At 69.8% G+C, this 18,709-nt stretch carries 11 protein-coding genes; 5 read left to right on the forward strand and 6 right to left on the reverse strand.

The genetic code is table 11. From position 1 onward, the window contains the following. Positions 1-25: 25 nt before the first annotated feature. From ACFPQ9_RS12970 to ACFPQ9_RS12990, 5 genes are read right to left on the reverse strand one after another with little or no spacing between them, the layout of a single operon-like run. Positions 26-643, reverse strand: coding sequence for a hypothetical protein (locus tag ACFPQ9_RS12970; protein ID WP_380851627.1), 618 nt, complete (start codon positions 641-643; stop codon positions 26-28). Between the two features lie 14 nt (positions 644-657). After that, on the reverse strand, positions 658-1,884 hold the full coding sequence (locus ACFPQ9_RS12975) for an AAA family ATPase (protein WP_380851630.1): 1,227 nt from the start codon (positions 1,882-1,884) through the stop codon (positions 658-660). A gap of 10 nt (positions 1,885-1,894) precedes the next feature. Continuing rightward, positions 1,895-6,997, reverse strand: a complete 5,103-nt coding sequence (locus ACFPQ9_RS12980; protein ID WP_380851633.1) for a DNA methyltransferase family protein — start codon at positions 6,995-6,997, stop codon at positions 1,895-1,897. A gap of 28 nt (positions 6,998-7,025) precedes the next feature. Beyond that, positions 7,026-9,860: a helicase-related protein gene (locus ACFPQ9_RS12985; protein WP_380851636.1), complete on the reverse strand. Its 2,835-nt coding sequence runs from the start codon at positions 9,858-9,860 to the stop codon at positions 7,026-7,028. 58 nt (positions 9,861-9,918) lie between these two features. After that, the gene (locus tag ACFPQ9_RS12990; RefSeq protein WP_380851639.1) at positions 9,919-11,031 is read right to left on the reverse strand and encodes a serine/threonine-protein kinase; all 1,113 of its coding nucleotides are present in this window, start codon (positions 11,029-11,031) and stop codon (positions 9,919-9,921) included. 729 nt (positions 11,032-11,760) lie between these two features. Here ACFPQ9_RS12990 and ACFPQ9_RS12995 point away from each other — a divergent pair. Further along, positions 11,761-12,540: a nucleotidyltransferase domain-containing protein gene (locus ACFPQ9_RS12995; protein ID WP_380851642.1), complete on the forward strand. Its 780-nt coding sequence runs from the start codon at positions 11,761-11,763 to the stop codon at positions 12,538-12,540. Between the two features lie 194 nt (positions 12,541-12,734). Then, positions 12,735-14,633, forward strand: coding sequence for an FUSC family protein (locus ACFPQ9_RS13000; RefSeq protein WP_380851645.1), 1,899 nt, complete (start codon positions 12,735-12,737; stop codon positions 14,631-14,633). A 50-nt stretch (positions 14,634-14,683) separates the two neighbouring features. Here ACFPQ9_RS13000 and ACFPQ9_RS13005 read toward each other — a convergent pair whose 3' ends face one another. Next, positions 14,684-15,646: an endonuclease/exonuclease/phosphatase family protein gene (locus tag ACFPQ9_RS13005; protein WP_380851648.1), complete on the reverse strand. Its 963-nt coding sequence runs from the start codon at positions 15,644-15,646 to the stop codon at positions 14,684-14,686. 173 nt (positions 15,647-15,819) lie between these two features. Here ACFPQ9_RS13005 and ACFPQ9_RS13010 point away from each other — a divergent pair, with 173 nt between their 5' ends. The 3 genes from ACFPQ9_RS13010 to ACFPQ9_RS13020 all read left to right on the forward strand — a co-directional run bounded on the left by ACFPQ9_RS13010 (position 15,820) and on the right by ACFPQ9_RS13020 (position 18,698). Further along, entirely contained in the window at positions 15,820-17,184 is a 1,365-nt protein-coding gene (locus ACFPQ9_RS13010; protein ID WP_380851651.1) for an amidohydrolase, read from the forward strand. A 43-nt stretch (positions 17,185-17,227) separates the two neighbouring features. Continuing rightward, complete coding sequence (locus ACFPQ9_RS13015) at positions 17,228-18,415, forward strand: cytochrome P450 family protein (protein ID WP_380851654.1); 1,188 nt, start codon at positions 17,228-17,230, stop codon at positions 18,413-18,415. 97 nt (positions 18,416-18,512) lie between these two features. Beyond that, positions 18,513-18,698, forward strand: a complete 186-nt coding sequence (locus tag ACFPQ9_RS13020) for a hypothetical protein (RefSeq protein ID WP_030948256.1) — start codon at positions 18,513-18,515, stop codon at positions 18,696-18,698. Positions 18,699-18,709: the final 11 nt, after the last annotated feature.

An 18,709-nucleotide genomic window follows, 5' to 3' on the forward strand; every position in this document is an offset into this window, starting at 1 on the left:
AGGTGGACCGCAGGGCACCGACGTGTCACGCGCGAGGGGTCCAGCGTCCGAAGTCGGTGAGTAAGTCGGTGTGTGAGCGGTTGTGGCCCACGGGGGCGGTGAGCAGGCCGTGCTTGGCAGCCGCTGCCGCGATCAGCGGGCCGTCGCTCTCGCGGAATGACGGCGACTTGAGCTCTCGCTTCAGCTTGCCCTTCGGGTCGTCTATCAGCCCCGTGTCCTTGCCGCGCAGCTGTGCGGGGATCTTCCACTTAGGGCGGACGTGCGGAAACGCCTCCGGGAAGAGGAGCAGCCACCCCTCGGACTCCCACGCGGCGAGAGCGTACGCGGAGTCGGCCGGGCACTGGCGGTTCAGCTCGGCGGCTATGGTCTTGCGAACGGCCCGATAGCGCTGGTCGGTATAGCCGTCCAAGTCCTCGTGGACGGCGAAGGCGGCAAGCGGTCCTTTCTGCTGGAGCGCTTTGCCCTTTGCCTTGCCGACCAGGGCGCGCACGCTGCTCGCCAGGTCCCCGCCGGTCTTCTTCTTCAAGCGGACCGGATCGTTGATCCGTACGATCCTGGAGTTTCCGAGGCCCGGATGGTGGGCTCGGACTAACTCGGCGAGGATCTTGCAGTCGTTCTCGTCCTCACCGGCCAGAACGATCACTCCGCGTCCCGGCCTCACATCTCACCTCCGGTGAGGTCGCCGCCGAGAACGCCGGAGAACCACAGATCACCCAAGGGCTGGTCCCCGCTCTCTTCGACAATCGCCTTGACCTCGTCGACGGTCAGCGCGGGAATGAGGGACGCGCCCTCGTCATCGCGCTCACAGATGACGATCTCCTCGGGCAGGAGTCGGTCCACGAGGGCCGGGGAGTGCGTGGCGACCAGGAACTGGCTACGGCTCGACGCCTCGCGCAGGCGTTTCACGATGAGGGCGAGAGCCTGGGGGTGCAGTCCGTGGTCGATCTCCTCGATGCAGGTGAGCGCCGGGGGATTCGGGTCGTAGAGGAGGGCCAGCAGACCAAGGAGGCGGACGGTGCCGTACGAGGCGAAGGCGAGCGGCGTCGGCCGGCGCAGACCGCTCTCGCTGAGCAGGACGGTGACCTGGTCGGAGGCGCCGCCAAGGTTGGCGAGCTCGATGTCCTCCAATTGCGGCAGGACGGTCCGCGCATCGGCGACGAGGGACTCCCAGACCTCTTCGTCCATGTGGAGGTGCATCAGGAACTCGGCGAGGTTGTCCGCGTGCGGGGACAGATCGACAGTGCCGTGTCGGGCTCGACGCACTCGGGAAGGCAGGCGGGCCGCCGCCACGTCCACGTCGAAGACTCGGAAGGAGGACAGTTGTTGGGCGAACCGTGAGACCTCCTCGCCGCCGTCGGAGGTCCCCAGGCGGGGGAGTGTCGACAGTCCGCTGCTCAGCCGTTGGATGCCGAAGCTGCCGCTGTCGTCCTCCATCCCCGTCTTCGTCGTGTCGACAACCTCAGCGGACTCACCGGTGATGGTGATGCGCCGCCCTTTCCCCTGGGTTCGCTTGAAACTGAAGGACTCGCTGCGCGAGAGACTGTCGTCTCCGGACTTCAACACCCGCCGACGGATGGTCAGTTCGTATTCGTCGGGTGTCTTCTCGTTCGCGTGCGTGGTCCACGTCGCCTTGAGGCCGATCTTCAGCGTGGTGGGTGGCTTGGGGCCGCCCCAGAACGCGATTTCCGTGAAACCGTCGCGGGAGTCCAGCGCGGGTTGGAGATCCGTACGGATGACGTCGGCGAGGAAGTCGAACACTTCGAGGAAGTTCGATTTGCCGGTCGCGTTCGGCCCGACGAGCACGGTCAGTGGGCCTAGGGGGACGGTCACTTCGCGCAGGCTGCGGAAGTTCTCCACGTGGAGTTCGAGCAGGCGGCCAGGCATGCGGGGCAACCTATCGGTCGGTGCGGGGTGGGAGGGCGGGGGGCGTCCACCGGCCGAGGGCGATCTCCTCGTCCAGACGGGCCTGGAAGTGGGCGTGCGCTGCGCGCATCTCGGCTTCGCGGTCCGCCTTGTAGAAGGGGGCCTCGTAGCCGGCCGGGGGTGTGTGCGCCGAGTCTTCGAGGTGGGCCATGAGGTCGAGGTAGTCCTGCTTGGTCTGGCCGTGGCCATAGGTGTTGAAGTCGGCGGCGATCTTGCGGCCGTTGGCGTCGAACCAGGTTGCGGATTCGTAGTCGTACAGCTGGGGGTAGCGGGACTTGAAGATCGCGGCGAGTTGGTCGGCGGTGATGCCGAGCCATACGGCGACCAAGGCGTCGAGTTCTACGAGGGCGGCTCGGCGTTCGTGTTCTGTGCGGAGGGGGGTGGTGTATTCCCAGGTGGGGGTGAGGTTGGCGGCGAGGGGGTTCAGGGCGGGCCAGTCGGGGTTGGCCCAGTCTTCGTAGGCTGCCCAGCGGGGGTCGAAGAGTTCTGACCAGAGGGGGGCGTAGTGGGTGGTTAGAGCGTTTAGGCGGAGGGTGCGGAGGAGTAGGGCGGGGGCCAGGGGGTGCTTCGGGTCGGGGGCGGGCATCTGGCGGGCCTCAGACGGTTGGAGATGAGAGCGTCCGGTGATGCGCAGCAGGTAGTCGAGAGGAAGGGTTGACCAGAAGCCTGCGTTTAGGGTCGTCAGACGCTCATTTGCCAGGGCCATCGAGTGCACGTTGTGGATGTGTGCGGGGCCGGGCGGGATGAGTGCGGCGTGCAAGCTCCGGCTGCCATGGAAGGGGATCATGACTCGCCAGGCCAGCCGGAAGAACGAGGTAAATTTCTTGCCGGACCAAGAGTCCTGCGCTGCCAGGTACGTTGCTTCGTCCGTGGCTCGTACGTAGTTGGTTACGGGGATGCATGCCTCGGCCAATTCCGTCGGCGCCAGTGAGTTCCAGTCTCTATTGCTTCTGCACGGAATCCTTGGCTCCTTCGAGAAGGGTAGGGCCGAAGCGAAGTGTGGCCCTTGGAGGATGACATCCGCGAGTTCGGAGACAGCTTGGTTGCCCCAGCGAATCAGGCCGTCCTTCTTAGCGTTAGTCTCGTTGTATCCACCCGAGATAAGCGGGTGGAAATCGACGAGGCCGCAATCAAAAGCGGCAAGCGCCTCGATCGCCCCTTGCTCGCCCACAAGGACCGGGTATAGCAGCGGGGTCTCTGCTACCCCACCTGTTGAAGTTGTCAATGCATGCCAACTGGACAGCAAAGCTGTGTCCACATGCACTACGCGCTCACTGTGCGGCCGGATGTCCCACGAACCGTTGTGCTTGATGCCGGGCGCTGGGCCTCGTCCATCGTGAGCTAGCGAATCCGGCAGGATTTCGGCGTCTCGGAGCTCGCTGAGGTGCAGGAAGTTGGGCTCCCGCGATGGGCCGTAGATGTGCATTCCGAATTCCTGGGCACGGTCCAGGTCTTCAAATGCCCAGTTTGCTGAGTTCACAAAGTGTGCGTGAATCCGGAGATGCCGGTACGTGGCGGCTCGGATGGCACCCTCGCGTACACCGCCGAAGTGCGTGTCCGGGTGGATCAGCCCTGCGCTGCCGTGAGGTGCGATGTGCTGCCAGACCCGAGCCATGAAGGCACGGTACAGATCACCTCGGGTACCGACGAGCAGCGGATAGGCGGCCGAGCTAGTCAAGACGGCAACGGCTCCTGCGACCCTGGTTAGCTCGCCGAGGACGAAGTTCGAGCCGTCGACACCGTGGTTGAGCAAGTCCTCCTTGCGGAGTCGCCACTCTGACGCACTCGGTTTCTCGGCCAGCATGAACCAAGGTTCCAACTCCGCCAGAACCTGATCCTCCTGCCACTGGGGCCTCACCCAAGGCGGATTCCCCACCTGCAAATCAAACCCACCCGCCCGCGCAAACACCTGCGCGAACTCCAACTCCCAATGAAAGAAACCCTGCTGCCCCGCAATATCCCGAGCAACCCCCGCCCACGGATACCGCCCCTCCAAATGATGAGCCAGATCCATCCCCATCAAATCCGGCAACGCATCCTCATACGGCTCAAGCTCATCCAGCCGCTCAAACTCAGACACCAACGAGTCCGCCGGAACATCCCGCCGCCCCAGCAACGACTCCGCGAAGTCCAGCCAGTCATCCAGCTCGGCCAAGGCCACAACCGCCCGCCGCTGCTCGCTCACTGCCTCCTTCCGCCGCCCGGTCCGCCGCTTGTCCAAGTTCTCCCGAGTCAGCGAAAGCTGCTTCGCCTCAACCCCGAACCCAGGCAGCGCATCGGCCTCCCAGGCCATGAGCACACCGTCGTCCTCAGCCCCGACAGCGCCTTCCGCCAGACCGGCGAACGCCCCGGACTCCTCAACCACCGCAGCAGCCCGCCGATACCCCTCATCACTCCCGTCCAGCAGCCCAGCCCGCTGCACAGGCCAGAACCACAACGCACACCACGCATCCATCAGCGTCTTGAGCCGCCAATAAGGCGTGTCAACGGCCTCAAGATCCGCCAGCACGTCATCCCGCTGCACGGCAACCTCAGGCGCCCGCAGCCACCCATCCTCCGCACCCCAGACCTCGATCCGCCGCGAGATGTCCCGCTCGGAGATCTCAAGACGCCGTACGACAAGCCCCCACAGGTACTCCACCCGCCGAGCCAGCCCCTGCAACCGATCCGTCTGCTTCTTCGACGGCGACTTGGTGACGGCCTTCCGCCAGGCGGCCAGCGCCTTCGCCGCCTCCGGAGCCAGCGCCTTCGCCTCCTTCTCCCCGGCGACCGCACCCCACTCCTTCGCGGGCAGCAGGAAGTGATGCACCGCCCCCTCCGGAAGCCCCCGCCCCGGCGCCCCCGCCACCACCTCCGTCAGGGGAAAACGCTCAGGCGTGGCCCCCAGCCAGCCACCCTTCTTCAGCCTCTCGGCGGCATAGACCTCCCGCCGCCCCCCGATCAGCGAATTACCCCGCCGCAGATGCAGCCCGAACCACGGCGCCTCCATCCCCGGATGCATCGTGTTCAGCCACAGCGACACCTCCGCCAACTCCACGGCCGTCGAATTGAGGTCGACGCCATAGGAGTTGTGCAGCGCGATGTACGCCTTGACCTTCTGCAACTCGACGGCGTACTTCTCGGTGTCGACGGGAGCGCCCAGCTCGACGCCCCGCCGCCGCAGATACTCCGCCGCCACCTGATTGATGGCCTCGTTCAAGAACGCGCCCGACCCGAGCGCGGGCTCGCAGATCTTCCAGTCCAGCAGTTCCCGGGCCGGCGTAATCTCACCGTCCTGGTCCAGCCGCTGCTGAAGCGCCAGCTGCACGGTCACCTTGGTCAGCGACTCGGGCGTGTAGTACGACGCCGACGTCTGCCGGTCACGCCCCGACAGCCGGTACACGAACGACCCCGGCCGATACCGGACCCGTACCTCCTCGCCCGTCTCCTCGTCCTTCCGCCGGACGAACACCGCGTCCGGGTACTCGTCCGCCTTCGACGCCGGAACCAGCCACGACCCGTCCTTCGAGTACCCGCCCTTGGCGACCTCGTACAGCTCCTCGCCCGCCACGAAGCCCGAGTAGGACATCAATCCCTCGTACACGGCGCCGAGTTGGTTGATGCCGAGCTGCGCATAGGAGATGAATCCTCCGCGCTCGCCCTTCCTGCCCCGCGTGAGCATCAGCAGCCGCAGCACGCGGTACAGGGTCGCGTTGCGCAGCCGCGTGTCCACGTACCGCGCCTCGCCGGTCTCGTCCTCGTCGAAGCGCGGATCCGCCACCGACCGCCGTCCGATCAGCCGGATCGACCCCGCCTCGAACAGCTTGGAGTGCAGCGGCTCGAAGCGCAGACCGATGTCCTCCGACCCAACAGGCTCCGCCGGCTCGCCGTGGGTCCGGCGCGGCCGGTAGCCCTCCTGGACCATCCGGAACAGCAGGTCCAGCGAGTCGTACAGGTACGTACCCTCACGTGCCTTCTCGCCCACCAGGTCCCGCTCCGCCACCAGCTCGCCGAGCCGTCCGAGGCCGTAGCCCTGGTGGTACTCGGGGTAGTCCGACGGCAGGATGCCCAGCTCGGGGCGGGCCTCCGCGTACAGCAGGAACAGGATCCGGTACAGGTAGCGCAGTGACTCCCGCGTCAACTGCCGTGACAGTTCCGGGAGTTCGGCGACCTCGTCCGGGCGGACGCCCGCGGCCCGGATCCGGTCGAGGACCTCGTTCGCGATCAGCTCCACCGACAGGCGCAGGCCGTCCCGCAGATCGCTCGACACGCCCACCGCGTGCTTCGTCGACTTGTCGACCAGCCCGGCGAGGGGGTTCTCGCCGCCCTCCTCCGGCGTGCGGAGCGAGTCCGCACCGAACAGGGCCGCCAGCGTGTCCAGTTCGCCGCCCGCGCGGGTGTCGTTGCGCTCCAGGGCCGCGTCCAGAGCGGCAGCGAGGTAGCGGCCCTCCCCCCACGCCGCGTGGTCGGCCAGCACGACCACGCCGCCGACCAGCAGCAGCACATATCGCGGAGCGTCCTCGCAGGCGAACAGGAACGACGCCAGCTTCGAGCCCGTCGTCACCTCGTTCGAGCCGTCGAGCGGCAGGCGGTGGAGGAGACGGCCGGGGCCGGACGGGTCCAGCGCCGCGTCCGGTTCGGCCGCCCAGCCGCAGTCCAGGGCCACCAGGCCTGGCTCGGCGTGGGCGACCTGGACCTCGTAGGTGTGGTCGGCGCGTTCGACGGTCAGGGTCTGCGGCTTGGCGTCGTAGCCGAGGGCCCGCAGGACGTGCGCGTTCAGCGCAGCCGCCCGCTCACGCCAGGCCGGCGCCTCGTACGTCGTCGCGTCGTCCGGCTCGGCCGCCGCCTCCGCGAAGAACGCGCGCGCCTTGAAGTACGGGCGCCGCAGCTCACGCAGCCCCACCCGCGGGGTCACCGGCAACGCGTCCGCGGAATCCCCGGCGTCCCCGAGGTCCTCGCTGTCCGTGCCGCGTACCGCCTCCTCCCGCTCCTTCCAGGCCGCGAGCAGTCCCGACTTGAGGTCCTTGGGGAAGACCTCGGCCAAGTAGTGCGCGGAGAAGTAGTCGCCGCGGTTGACGAGAGAGTCGTACGACATGACGGAAGGACCTCGGGGATCGGCGGGATCAGCGGGTGTGGTCGAGGACGGCGAGCACCCGGAGCATCGGGCGGCCGGTGGTGAGGAGCGAGTCGGCCAGGTCGGCGAGATCGGACTTGGTGCGTTCGCCCGCCAGGGTCGGCTGTTCCCAGTCGCCCAGGCGGCGCTTGTAGTCGTCGATCGGTCCGGCCAGCGCCTGGTCCCACTCGCTGCTGTGGCGGCGCAGGAAGCGTTCGGCCGCCTCCAGGGCGCCGGGGATGCCCGAACTCAGCAGGTCGAGGTCGTGGCGGTGCAGCGGGTTGGCCATGGTGGGGCCGACGCCCGCGCGGCGCAGTATGCCGACCATGTCGTCGGTGACCTCGCCTCCGCTCACGGCCATCCACTTCACCACGGTGGGGCGGCCCAGCGCGTTGGAGTAGATGCCCTGGACCAGGTACGTCGGCGCTTCGACGTCCGCCGTGATCACGGGCGCCTCCTGACGGCCCAGACGCACCAGCACCTTGTCCGTCAGCCACTCCACGACCGGGTGCAGGTCGGTGAGGAGCGAGATCTCCGGCCAGCTGGACGAGGACGACTCCCTGGCGCGTACGAGGGAGAGGTCGGCGAGCTTGCGGTTCAGCGTCACCAACAGGCGCTCGTGCAGGCGCTGTTCACGCCGGTAGTCCGGCGGCAGGGACTTCATGCGGTGGGTGAGGTCGGACGGCGGCTTGAAGGAGATCAGGCCCGTCTCGGGGTCCTGGTCCAGCTCCAGCTGCCGTTGCGGGTCCGGGAAGACCTCGCGGATCGCCTCGTCGATGAACTCCCGGGTTCCGGTGAAGAGGCGCGGCACGTCGGCGGGGGCGGGCGGGGCGTCGGCGTCTGCGTCTTCCGGGTCGGTGCCGGACGCGTCCACCGCGCCGAAGAAGTCCGCCAGGAAGTCCGTGCCGGAGTCCTCGGTGGCGGCCGCCCGGGCTGTGCCCTCCAGGGACTCGTCGACCGTACGGCCGCGCAGCAGATCCTGGATCAGGGACTTCTCCTCCGCCTCCGCGCGATAGAGGCCGGAGACCGCCTCCGCCGTACCCAGGCTGCGGTGCGCCTCGTCCTCGCGCTCCAGCAGCCGCTCGGCCACCGTACGGTCGTCCTTCGCCCCGTCGACCTCGCTGGTCAGGATCAGCGCGCGGAACTGGGGCCGGTGTGCCTGGCCGTAGCGGTCGATGCGGCCGTTGCGCTGCTCGATGCGGATCAGGGACCAGGGCACGTCGTAGTGGATGAGCTGGTGGCACTGGCGGTGCAGGTTGACGCCCTCGGAGGCCACGTCGCCCGTGAACAGCAGGCGTACGGATGTGTCGGCCAGACCGAAGTCCTCGACGCACTGCATCTGTTGTTCGTCGGAGAGGCCGCCGTGCATGACGCGAGCGGCCTCCTGGAGCGCCTTGCCCTTGAAGCCGAGGGCCGCCGGGACCGCCTTGCGCAGCCACTCCAGGGTCTGGACACGTTCGGAGAACACGACCACGCGGGTGTCGCTCTTCGGGCCGACGCCGATCGCGCGCAGCTGCTCCACCAGGGCCTGGAACTTCGCCGAGTCCGTCTCGGACATCACGAAGGTGAGGTCGTTCAGGCGCCGGAGCGCGGCCAGCTCGGCCTCCGCCCCCGCGTCGTCCTTCGCCTTCAGGGTCCTGATGCGGGTATCGACCGTCGAGGCGAGGGCCATGTGTGAGGACAGGAAGGACTTGAGGAGGGTGTAAGGGAACAGGCGGCTCTCGCTCACGGACGACTTGTCCGGGTTCTGCGGGAGCCACACCTGCGCCAGCTCCTCGAAGATCTTCTCCTCGGCGGGGGTCGCGGCACAGTGGACGGATGTGCTCGGGCCCCGGTCCGCCCACTGGCCCTTCATCTGTTCGTGGACCTCGGGGCTGACCTTCGTACGCCTGATGAAGAGATGCTTGATGTCGTCCGCCGCGTACCGCTCGGGGTCGCGGATCGCGGCCGGGTCGAGGAGGGAGATCAACTCGGCGAAGGAACGGGCGTCGCCGTTGTGCGGGGTCGCGGAGGCAAGGATGAGTGCGTCGGTCTGCGGGGCGAGGAGCCGGGCCAGCTGGTTGCGCAGGGAACCGCGGTTGATGAGGTTGTGGGACTCGTCGATGACGACCGCGTCCCAGGTGATGCGCTCCAGGTGGTGCTTGTACTGGTCGGTGTTCTTGAGCGTGTCGATGGAGACGATGACGCGCTTGAAGTAGGTGAACGGGTTGCGGCCTGCCGGAATCTCACGCTGGATGCGCTCGATGCCGACCGAGTCGAGGCGGATCAGCGGAATCGCGAAACGGGTCCACAGCTCGTGCTGGAACTGTTCCAGGACATGCTGCGGGGTGACCACCAGGATGCGCTCGCCCCGGCCGCGGCGGATCAACTCGGCGAGGGTCAGGCCGATTTCGAGGGTCTTGCCGAGACCGACCACATCCGCGATGAGCATGCGCGGGCGAAGGTTTCTGCCCGAGAGCGCCAATTGCGCGGGCCGGTGCTGGTACGGCAGCGAGTCGAGCAGGAAGCTGTCCGCCAGGGCCAGACCGCGCTCCGACTGGGGGAGGGGGGTCTTACGGAGGATGGCTTCGAGGAACAGGCGGCTGCGCCGGAAATTAGCGGAGTCGTCGCACGTCAGCTTGGTCCGGCGTGGGTCCATCAGCTGGACGTCGTCCAGCTTCGTGAAGAAGACGGCTTCCTGGTCCCGTACGAACTCGGACACACCGACCGCCTCGATGCGGTCACCGTCGTGTTTGGTACGTCCCACGTTCCGTACGAGCCATTCCTCGTCGCGGACCTCGATCTGCGAGCCGGGCGGGTACTTGGCGTCCCCCGGGTTGGTGGTGCCGGCTTGCTCGACGGTCACGGGGGCTGCCTCCTGTAGGGCGGAACCCGGGTGTCCCGGGACATTACGGTGGTTCGGGTCAGAACTTCGCACGCTGAGCGTAGGTCTCCCGCAGCTGTTGGGCCACACGCCTGGCCTGGGCGGAATGCCTGACCTGAGGAGTGCGTGCCGGTCGCCGCACGGGTACCGCGGGGTCGGCCTTCACGGTCGTCGGCGTGTGCGTGGCCGGGGGTGGGTCCGCCGCAGGACCGGGGGAGAGGGCTGGAGCCTTCGGTGCCGGCGTCACATCCTGAGGTGCCGGCTCCTGTGGTGCGGTCGCCGCCGTGTGGGACGTGAGCCGGCGGCGGGCCTGGGCGACCTTGAGGCCCTGCCCCTCGATCACGGCGCGGCACTGCTGGACGACGCTCTGCAGCGTGGGGCGGGTGGCGGCGTCATACGCGAGCATCGCCGTCAGCAGGGGTACCAGCTGCTCCGGGGCACCGGTCAGGTCCGGTTGGGCCTCGGGCTTGGTGATCAGGTGGAAGAGGGCGTGGATGTTCTCGGCCTGGAACGGATAGTGGCCGGTCGCCGCGAACAGAAGGACGGCACCAAGTGCGTAGACGTCGACGGGCGCCAGGAGCGGTTTGATGCCGTTCGCCTGCTCCGGGGCCATGCAGGCCGGAGTGCCCAGAACCGTGTTCGGGGCGGTGAGGGAGGCACTGGACTCCGTGAACACGGCAAGGCCGAAGTCGATGATCTTCGGACCGTTCGGGCCGAGGAGGATGTTGGCGGGCTTGAGGTCGCGGTGCAGCAACCCCTGCTTGTGCACTCCGGAGAGAGCCTCGGCGAGTGTCGCGCCGAGCGAGGCCACGAGGACGGTCGGCAGCGGTCCGCAGGTGTTCACCTGCTTGCGCAGATCCGGGCCGTCGACGTACTCCGTCGCCAGCCAAGGCTGGATCGCATCCGGGTCCGCGTCCATGAAGGCGGCTATGCGCGGGCCCCAGACCGTCTTGAGGACCTCGATCTCCTGGGCGAAGCGCAGCCGGGTCTCCGAGTCCACCACCGACGGCTTGATGACCTTGACCGCGGCGGGCTCGCCGCCTGGTGACTCGCCGAGATAGACCTGCCCCATCCCGCCGTGGCCGATCCGGCCGAGCAGCTCGAAGTCGCCGAGTTCGGTCGGATCCTCAGGGCTCAGAGGCGCCGCGTTCACCTGGGTCTCGTCCCTTCGCCCTGGTCATCCGGTATGTGCAAGGCGTAACGGTAGTCGACTGAGGGCGGGGTCGTGACGGGTCGGGCAGAAGTGCTCAACCTGTACTGGCCGACCGCCCGGTCTGCGTCGCCTGCGCTGCCTGCCCCATGATCGGGTCCGTCCGCTCGCGCGGGCGTTGCGCGACGGCCGGCTGCAGGTGTTCGGCGACGGGTCATGGTGGTCAACCCGGAGGCCCATGATGCCCACCGATTCCGGTGTACGACGCCGACCGCTGGCCGCCCCGCAGCCGCGCCCCGACTTCCTGGGCCGTCTCTCCGAGCCGCCGAAGGCGACGTCAAGGACCCCGTCGTACAGGAGGTGGACTCGGCGGAGGAGGACCCATGGCAGCGGTCAGCGGGTCGGACGCATGGCCGCCTACGGCAGTCACGTCGAATGCACGTACACCGTCGGACTGGAGCGTGGGGCGGGGAAGAGGAAAGGGTGCCGACGCTCCAGAGTCTGGAGTACATGCTGATCAACGACACCATCCGCCCCTGAGCGTTGTTGGCTGAGGCGGATGCGATGAGGGGAAACCGGCGGCCCTGCGTGAGCCATTGCTGCGGGTCGCCGAGGCGCTGGGCGGAATCTCGGGAGCGGTCTTCGGGACTGCGGCGACGGGGTGGTGAGGCCGCCGGGCGGCCGACCGTAATTGCGTAGAGCCGTACCCCACCCTTCCGTACGCTGCCCCGCATGCCCACCCCCGACGACGCCGCCTTCCTCGCCACCACCGCCGACCGCCTGGCCGCCCTCCCCACCGTCCGGGCCGTCGCCCTCGGCGGTTCCCGGGCCCAGGGCACGCACCGGCCCGACAGCGACTGGGATCTCGCCGTCTACTACCGCGGCCCCTTCGACCCGTCCGACCTGCGTGCCCTCGGCTGGGAGGGCGAGGTGTCGGAGGTCGGCGGGTGGGGCGGTGGCGTCTTCAACGGGGGAGCGTGGCTGACGATCGAGGGGCGACGGGTGGACGTCCACTACCGCGATCTCGACGTGGTGGAACGGGAGTTGGCGGAGGCGGAGGAAGGACGGTTCCGGGTGGAGCCGTTGCTGTTCCATCTCGCCGGCATTCCCACCTACCTGGTCGTCGCGGAACTGGCGATCAACCAGGTGCTGCGGGGCGAACTGCCCGGGCCCGCCCATTACCCGGCGAAGCTGCGCCGCACGGCGAGCGAACGCTGGCACGGCACCGCGCGGGCCACCCTCGCCTACGCGAAGACCAACCACGCCCCCGCCGGCCGCGTCACCGAGGTCGCCGGCGCCGTCGCCACGGCCGCCGTGCAGGCCGGACACGGAGTGCTGGCGGCGCGTGGGGAGTGGGTGACCAATGAGAAGCGGTTGCTGGAGCGCGCGGGGCTGCGGGGTGTGGACGGGATCGTCGAGAGACTGCGGCCGCAGCCGGCGGCCCTGCGGGAAGCGATCACCGACGCGGAGACGCTGATCGACAAGAGCCACGCGGATCAATTGCGTTCATAAAGCACGCGGATCAATTGCGTTCATAAAGAACGTGCCGTTTTCAAGCATCGTCACTTCCCCGAAACCCGAACGTCCCGTCCTCACCGCGATCCCGCTCTACCGTGGACACCGCAGGCCGCACCCGTGACGGCCGCTCCATCGCCCGGCCACCGTCGCCCGAAGGCCCCCCTTGCCCTCGTTTCGACAGGAGCCCCGTGTCCCGCCCCGCACGTCCGGTCCTCGCCCTTCCGCCCTGGCTCGCCCACGCTCTCCGCGCCCAGCGCGGTCCGGTTCCCTGGAGTGCGGTCACGCGCGGGGCGTTGGCCGCCGGGCCGTTGCTTCTCGTCGCCGTGCTCGCCGACCGCACCTCCCTCGGTGTGGTCGCCGCGATCGGCGCCATGTTCGCCGGCATCAACGACAGCCCCGGAAGCCGTCGTTCCGCCATCCGTCGGCTCGGGATGCCCGCGCTGGCCGGTGCGGCCGGGATGTTCGTCGGGACATACGCCGGAGATCACCTCGGGGCCGTACCGCTCACCGTCCTGCTGACCTGCCTCGGACTGGTCGCCGGTGCCATCAGCGCCGTCGGGTCGGTCGCCTCCGGGGCCGGGACGCAGTTGCTGGTCGCCGCTGCCGTCGGGGCGGGGATGCCGTTGCCGGAGAGCGGGTGGCTGCGGGCGGTCGCCTATCTCGCGGGTGCGGTCTGGTTGCTGGGGCTTCGCCTCGTGCTTCCCACGCCCGGGTCCCTCGTCGGCGACTTCCGGTTCGACGGGGAGCGGGACGCGGTGGCGAGGGTGTACGACGCCGTCGCCGAGTTGCTCGACGCCGTCGGGACCGACCGGGCCACCGCCCGGCGTGCCGCTCTCACCGCCGCCCTCGATCACGCGCAGGACAGCCTCACCGGGCCCCGGCTGCGGCGGTACGCCTCCTCGTCCGCCGAGCGGCGGCTGCACGCGCAGTACGCCGCCGCCCTGCCGCTCGGCGAGGCCGCCACCGCGATCGCCTGGGCCGGGGAGGCGGTGCCGGAGCGGGCCTCCGAAGGGCCCCGGCTGCTTGCCGCCGCCGTGCGCGGCAACACCCACACCGGACCGCTGCCCGCGCCCTCCCGATCCGCGCCCGCCCTGCGCGCCCTCGACGACGCCCTGCTGCACGCCGCCGAGGCCTTCGACCGGGGCAGGGCGAACAGGGACCTGCACACCCGGCGTCGTACCGGCAGGCATGTGATGAGTGCCGTGTTCGGGGCCGGCGGCAGGGAGTACGGGCTGCGGGTCGCCCTCTGCTTCGGGGCCGCCGCCGCCCTCGCGCAAGGGCTGTACAGCGCCCAGTGGTACGGCCGGCACGAGCACTGGTACTGGCTCCCGGCCACCGCCGTCTTCCTGGTCAAGCCCGACCTCGGGCCGCTCGTCTCCCGGGTGCTGTGCCGGGCCGCCGGCACCGTGCTGGGAGCCCTGCTGTTCGCCGGGTTCGCGGCCGTGCTGCCCCGGCCGGAAGGGCTCATCGCGCTGGTGGCTCTGAGCGGCGCCCTCATTCCGGTCGCCACGCGGCACTTCGCCGCCCAGACCGCCGTCGTCACCGTCCTCGTGCTCGCCCTGGTGATGGTGGGCGGCGAGCCGCAGGCCTCCGTGAGCAGGATCGGGGAGACGTTGCTCGCGTGCGCGATCGTGCTCGTCGTGGGGCATCTGCCGATGCCGGGGCAGCGGGGTGGGGGTGTGCGGGCCCGGCTGGGGGCGGCGGGGCGGGCCGCGTACGGCTACCTCGATCATGTTCTTCGCGAGGCCGACGGAGCCGCGCAACGCGGGGCCGACACCCGTGCCCTGCGCTGGACCCTCCGTCGCGAGGCCTACCGTGCGCTCGCCGAGGCCCGTACCGCCATCGCCCTCGCCGCCGCCGAACTGCCCGCGCTCGCCCGGCACACCCAGGGCGCGGACGACGTCGTCGCCACCCTCGAACGGCTCGTCGACACGACGACCGCGTGCGCCGTCCACCTGGACGACTCGGGGCGGCTCACGCCCTGGCACCTCGCCCAGCTCAACGAGCTGCTCGACGAACTCGCCGAGGAACGTGACCGGGTGGGGCTACGGATACCCGACGCCCCCGAGGTGCCCGTCGCCGGGTGATGCCGGAGCCGGGGCACCACGGGGGCCCGACGGGAGCCCCTCGGCACCTCCTAGTCCCCGACCCGCACCCAGACCGGCGCGTGGTCCGAGCCCGCCTCACCCCGCCGTTGCTGCGGATCCGGCCCTATCGACGGCAGTTCCGGCGCACCGGCCGCTCCGGGCACCCCTGTCCCCGCCGCCGTCACCCGGCGGACCATGCGGTGGCTGCACAGTATGTGGTCGATCAGCTCGCGCCGACCGGAGTTGACGCGCGAGAAGCGGTGCTCGGCCGGGATCAGCGGCGCCACGTTCCACAGGCGGCCCGCGTCGCCCTTGTCCTTCACCTCGAAGCCGGGCGTGCCGATCTCCGAGCCGGGCGGGCCCAGCAGGATCTGGGTGGTCGCCGCCTGCACCTCGTCGTTCAGATCGCCGACGACCGCCACGTCCCGCGCGCGTCCGTCACCCGCCAGAAGTACGTCCGCCAGTGCGCGCAGCGCCGTCGCCTCGGCCGCCCGCCGGTAGAGGGCGTAGGCGCCGTAGCGGGCGCGTTCGCCCTCGTCGCGCGGGTTGAAGCGGCCCCCGGGGTACGACAGCAGTTTCGACTTGAGGTGGGCGACCGCCACCCGCAGCGGCCCGCCACCCGCCTCCGGTTCCGTCTCCACCGCGACAAAGCCCCGGCCGGAGCCCGAGACGGTGTCGCCGTCGTCGTCCGTCTGCACCGGCCTCAGCCCCTGCGGGAAGGCGGTCGTGTCGTGCAGGACACGGAGCGGGGTGCGGCTGAGGAAGCCGACCCTTATGCCCCGGCCGTCCGGGTGCTCGGAGAGCGCGATGTGCCAGTCGCCGGCCAGCATCCCGGCCAGGTCGCTCAAGCCCTCCGGGTCCCCGACCTCCTGCACGCCGAGCAGTGCCGGGTCGAGTTCGGTGACGACCGCCGCCAGGGCCGCGAGCTTCGTCTCGTACGCCGTCTTGTCCTTGGGGCCGAACTCGCCGCCGGGCCGGTAGAGGTTCTCGAGGTTCCAGGTGCCGAGGAGCATGCCGGGCTCCTTCCAGAAGCCGTGGGCCGCGATGCCGCCGGAGGGCCGTGGTGCGGCCGTCGGGCAGGCCGTGACGGGGCCAGCCTGCCCGCGCGCCGGTCCGTGCGACAGACCCCCGACCGGATGCGCGGTTCACCTCACGCGGCCCGACGACGGCGTCGTACGTTGGCATGATGACGCCTTCTCCCGCAGAAGCTCCCGCCGACCTCATCATCACCGGATGCACCGTCCTCGTGCACGACGATCAAGAGCGGATCGGGTTCGAGGAGGACGCCGCGATCGTCGTCTGTGACGGAGTCGTCGATTCCGTCACGTCCGCCGAATCCGTGCGCGGGCGGGACGCCGTCGAGCGGATCGACGCAGCCGGGCAGGTCGCCCTTCCCGGTCTCGTCAACTGCCATACCCACGCCCCGATGGTCGCCCTGCGCGGTGTCGCCGAGGACCTGCCGATCGAGGAGTGGTTCAACGACGTCGTATGGCCGATCGAGTCCAACCTCACGGAGAGGGACGTGGAGTTGGGGGCGCGGCTCGCCTGTGCCGAGATGATCCGTGGCGGGGTGACCTGCTTCGCCGACCACTACTTCTCGATGGACGCCGTCGCCGCCGTCGTCGAGGAGTGCGGGATCAGGGCGCACCTCGGCGAGGGGTACTTCTCCTCCCAGGGTCCCCAAGGGCGGGAGAAGTCGCTGGAGTTCGCGCTGCGGCACCGCGGCGGCGCCGGCGGCCGTATCACCACCGCCCTCGCCCCGCACGCCCCCTACACCGTCGACGACGCCGACCTCGCCGCCACCGCCGACCTCGCCCGCGAGCACGGCCTGCCGGTCCATCTCCACGCCGCCGAGAACCGCGACCAGGCCGAGACCAGCCTCGCCCGGCACGGCGTCACCCCCATCGAGGTGCTCCGGCGCACCGGCATCCTCGACACCGACGTCCTCATCGCCCACGGCACCGGCATCCTCGACAGCGACCTGCCGCTCCTCGAAGCCGCCGAGGGCAGTACGGCCGTCGCCACCGCCCCGCGTGGCTATCTGAAGTTCGCCTGGCCGACCACGACACCCGTGCGCGCCCTGCACGACATCGGCATTCCCGTCGGCCTCGCCACGGACGGCGCCGCGTCCAACAACTCCCTGGACGTATGGGAGGCGATGGCCCTGACCGCGCTCATCCAGAAGTCGAGCACCGGCGACCCACGCTGGCTGACGGCACGTCAAGCCCTGCACCATGCCACGCTCCAGAGCGCCCGCGCGATCGGACTCGGCGACCGCCTCGGCACCCTCGCACCCGGCCGACGCGCCGACATCGTCCTGGTCGACCTGAGCGGCCCGCACACCCAGCCGGTGCACGACCTCGCCGCGACCCTCGTGCACAGCGCCCGCTCCTCCGACGTGCGCACGACCATCGTCGACGGGCGGATCCTGATGCGCGACCGTGAGCTGCTGACCATCGATGTGCCCGCGGTGGTAAGGGAGTTGGGGGAGCGCATGCCCGCCCTCCTCGACCGCGGCCACGGCAGGCGGATCCAGGACTACGACACCTGAGACGGCCCCTGGGCTGATCCCCACGGCCCCTAGGCTGATCCCCATGGATCCCGCCGACGGCCTCATCGACCACCCCCACGACGTGTACCGGCGCCTGCGCGACACCGCGCCGGTGCACCGCATCGCCGGCACCGACGGCAACCCGGCCTGGGTCGTCACCCGGTACCAGGACGTGCGCGACGCACTGACCGACCCACGGCTCTCGGTGGACAAGCGGCATGCGAAGGAAGGCAATTACCAGGGCTTCTCGCTGCCGCCCGCCCTGGACGCCAACCTCCTCAACATGGAGGCGCCCGACCACACCCGCATCCGCCGACTCGTCGTGCGGGCCTTCACCGCGCGCCGCGTGGAGCAGCTGCGCGCGCCCATCCGCGAGACCGCCGACCGGCTGCTCGACACGCTCGGCCCGCACGGCACCACCGATCTGATCGCCTCCTACGCCGCGCCCCTGCCCATCACGGTCATCTGCGACCTGCTCGGCGTCCCGGACCGGCACCGGCGCGACTTCCGGGTCTGGACCGACACCCTGGTCGCCCCCGACCCGGCCCGCCCGCAGGACGCGAAGGCGGCGGTCGTCGCCATGCTCGGCTTCTTCGGCGAACTCCTCGCCGACAAGCGCAAGGAGCCCGCCGACGACCTGCTCTCCGACCTGATCACGGTCCGCGACGAGGGCGACCGGCTCAGCGAGGACGAGCTGATGTCCCTCGCCTTCCTCATCCTGTTCGCCGGCTACGAGAACACCGTGCAGCTCATCGGGAACGCGGTGCTGGCACTGCTCCAGCACCCCGAACAGCTCGACGCCCTGCGCCAGGACCTCACGCGCGTCCCGGCCGCCGTGGAGGAGTTCCACCGCTTCGAGGGGCCCGCGCTGCTCGCCATCCGCCGCTTCCCCACCGAGGACATGACCATCGGCGGTGTCACCGTGCCGGCCGGCGAGACCGTCCTGCTGTCACTCGCCGCCGCCAACCGCGACCCCGCCCGCTTCCCGGACCCCGACCGCCTCGACCTCGCCCGCGACGCCTCCGGGCACCTCGCCCTCGGCCACGGCGTCCACCACTGCCTGGGCGCGCCGCTGGCCCGCGCCGAGACCGAGATCGCCCTGACCGCACTGCTGGAGCGGTTCCCCGAACTCGCCCTCGCGGACGAGGACCCGCGGTGGCGCCGCTCCCTGCGCGCGCGTGGCCTGCTCGCGCTACCGGTTTCGTACACGAGTGCTCACACAGAGCGGTGAACGAGTGTCAACTACGTCTCAGTCCCGTCACTGAGCGAGGCGATTGACCCCCGGCAGGCGTTTACTCCTACAAGTACGACGCTTATCGGAGGTCAGGATGGTGAACGGGCGAACCGTGCTCGAACGCTTTCCCGCGGGCGGGCCGCGAGGATCGTGGCCGGCGGAGGAGTTCGCGCACGCGCGGCGCATGGAGGGGCTGCCCGCCGAGGTCGTGATGGACCTCGCGACGGACGCGTTCCTGGTGATCGTCCGCGGCGACGGAGCGGTGGACGCCGCCGCCTGAGCCCCGGGCAG

The sequence above is a fragment of the Streptomyces coerulescens genome, assembly GCF_042657965.1.
Taxonomy (GTDB): Bacteria; Actinomycetota; Actinomycetes; order Streptomycetales; family Streptomycetaceae; genus Streptomyces; species Streptomyces coerulescens.

Coding starts and splice junctions, on each gene's coding strand:
- ACFPQ9_RS13015 (WP_380851654.1), top strand. CDS start 17,228: ATGGATCCCGCCGACGGCCTCATCGACCACCCCCACGACGTGTACCGG.
- ACFPQ9_RS13005 (WP_380851648.1), bottom strand. CDS start 15,646: ATGCTCCTCGGCACCTGGAACCTCGAGAACCTCTACCGGCCCGGCGGC.
- ACFPQ9_RS13020 (WP_030948256.1), top strand. CDS start 18,513: ATGGTGAACGGGCGAACCGTGCTCGAACGCTTTCCCGCGGGCGGGCCG.
- ACFPQ9_RS12980 (WP_380851633.1), bottom strand. CDS start 6,997: ATGTCGTACGACTCTCTCGTCAACCGCGGCGACTACTTCTCCGCGCAC.
- ACFPQ9_RS13010 (WP_380851651.1), top strand. CDS start 15,820: ATGACGCCTTCTCCCGCAGAAGCTCCCGCCGACCTCATCATCACCGGA.
- ACFPQ9_RS12995 (WP_380851642.1), top strand. CDS start 11,761: ATGCCCACCCCCGACGACGCCGCCTTCCTCGCCACCACCGCCGACCGC.
- ACFPQ9_RS12975 (WP_380851630.1), bottom strand. CDS start 1,884: ATGCCTGGCCGCCTGCTCGAACTCCACGTGGAGAACTTCCGCAGCCTG.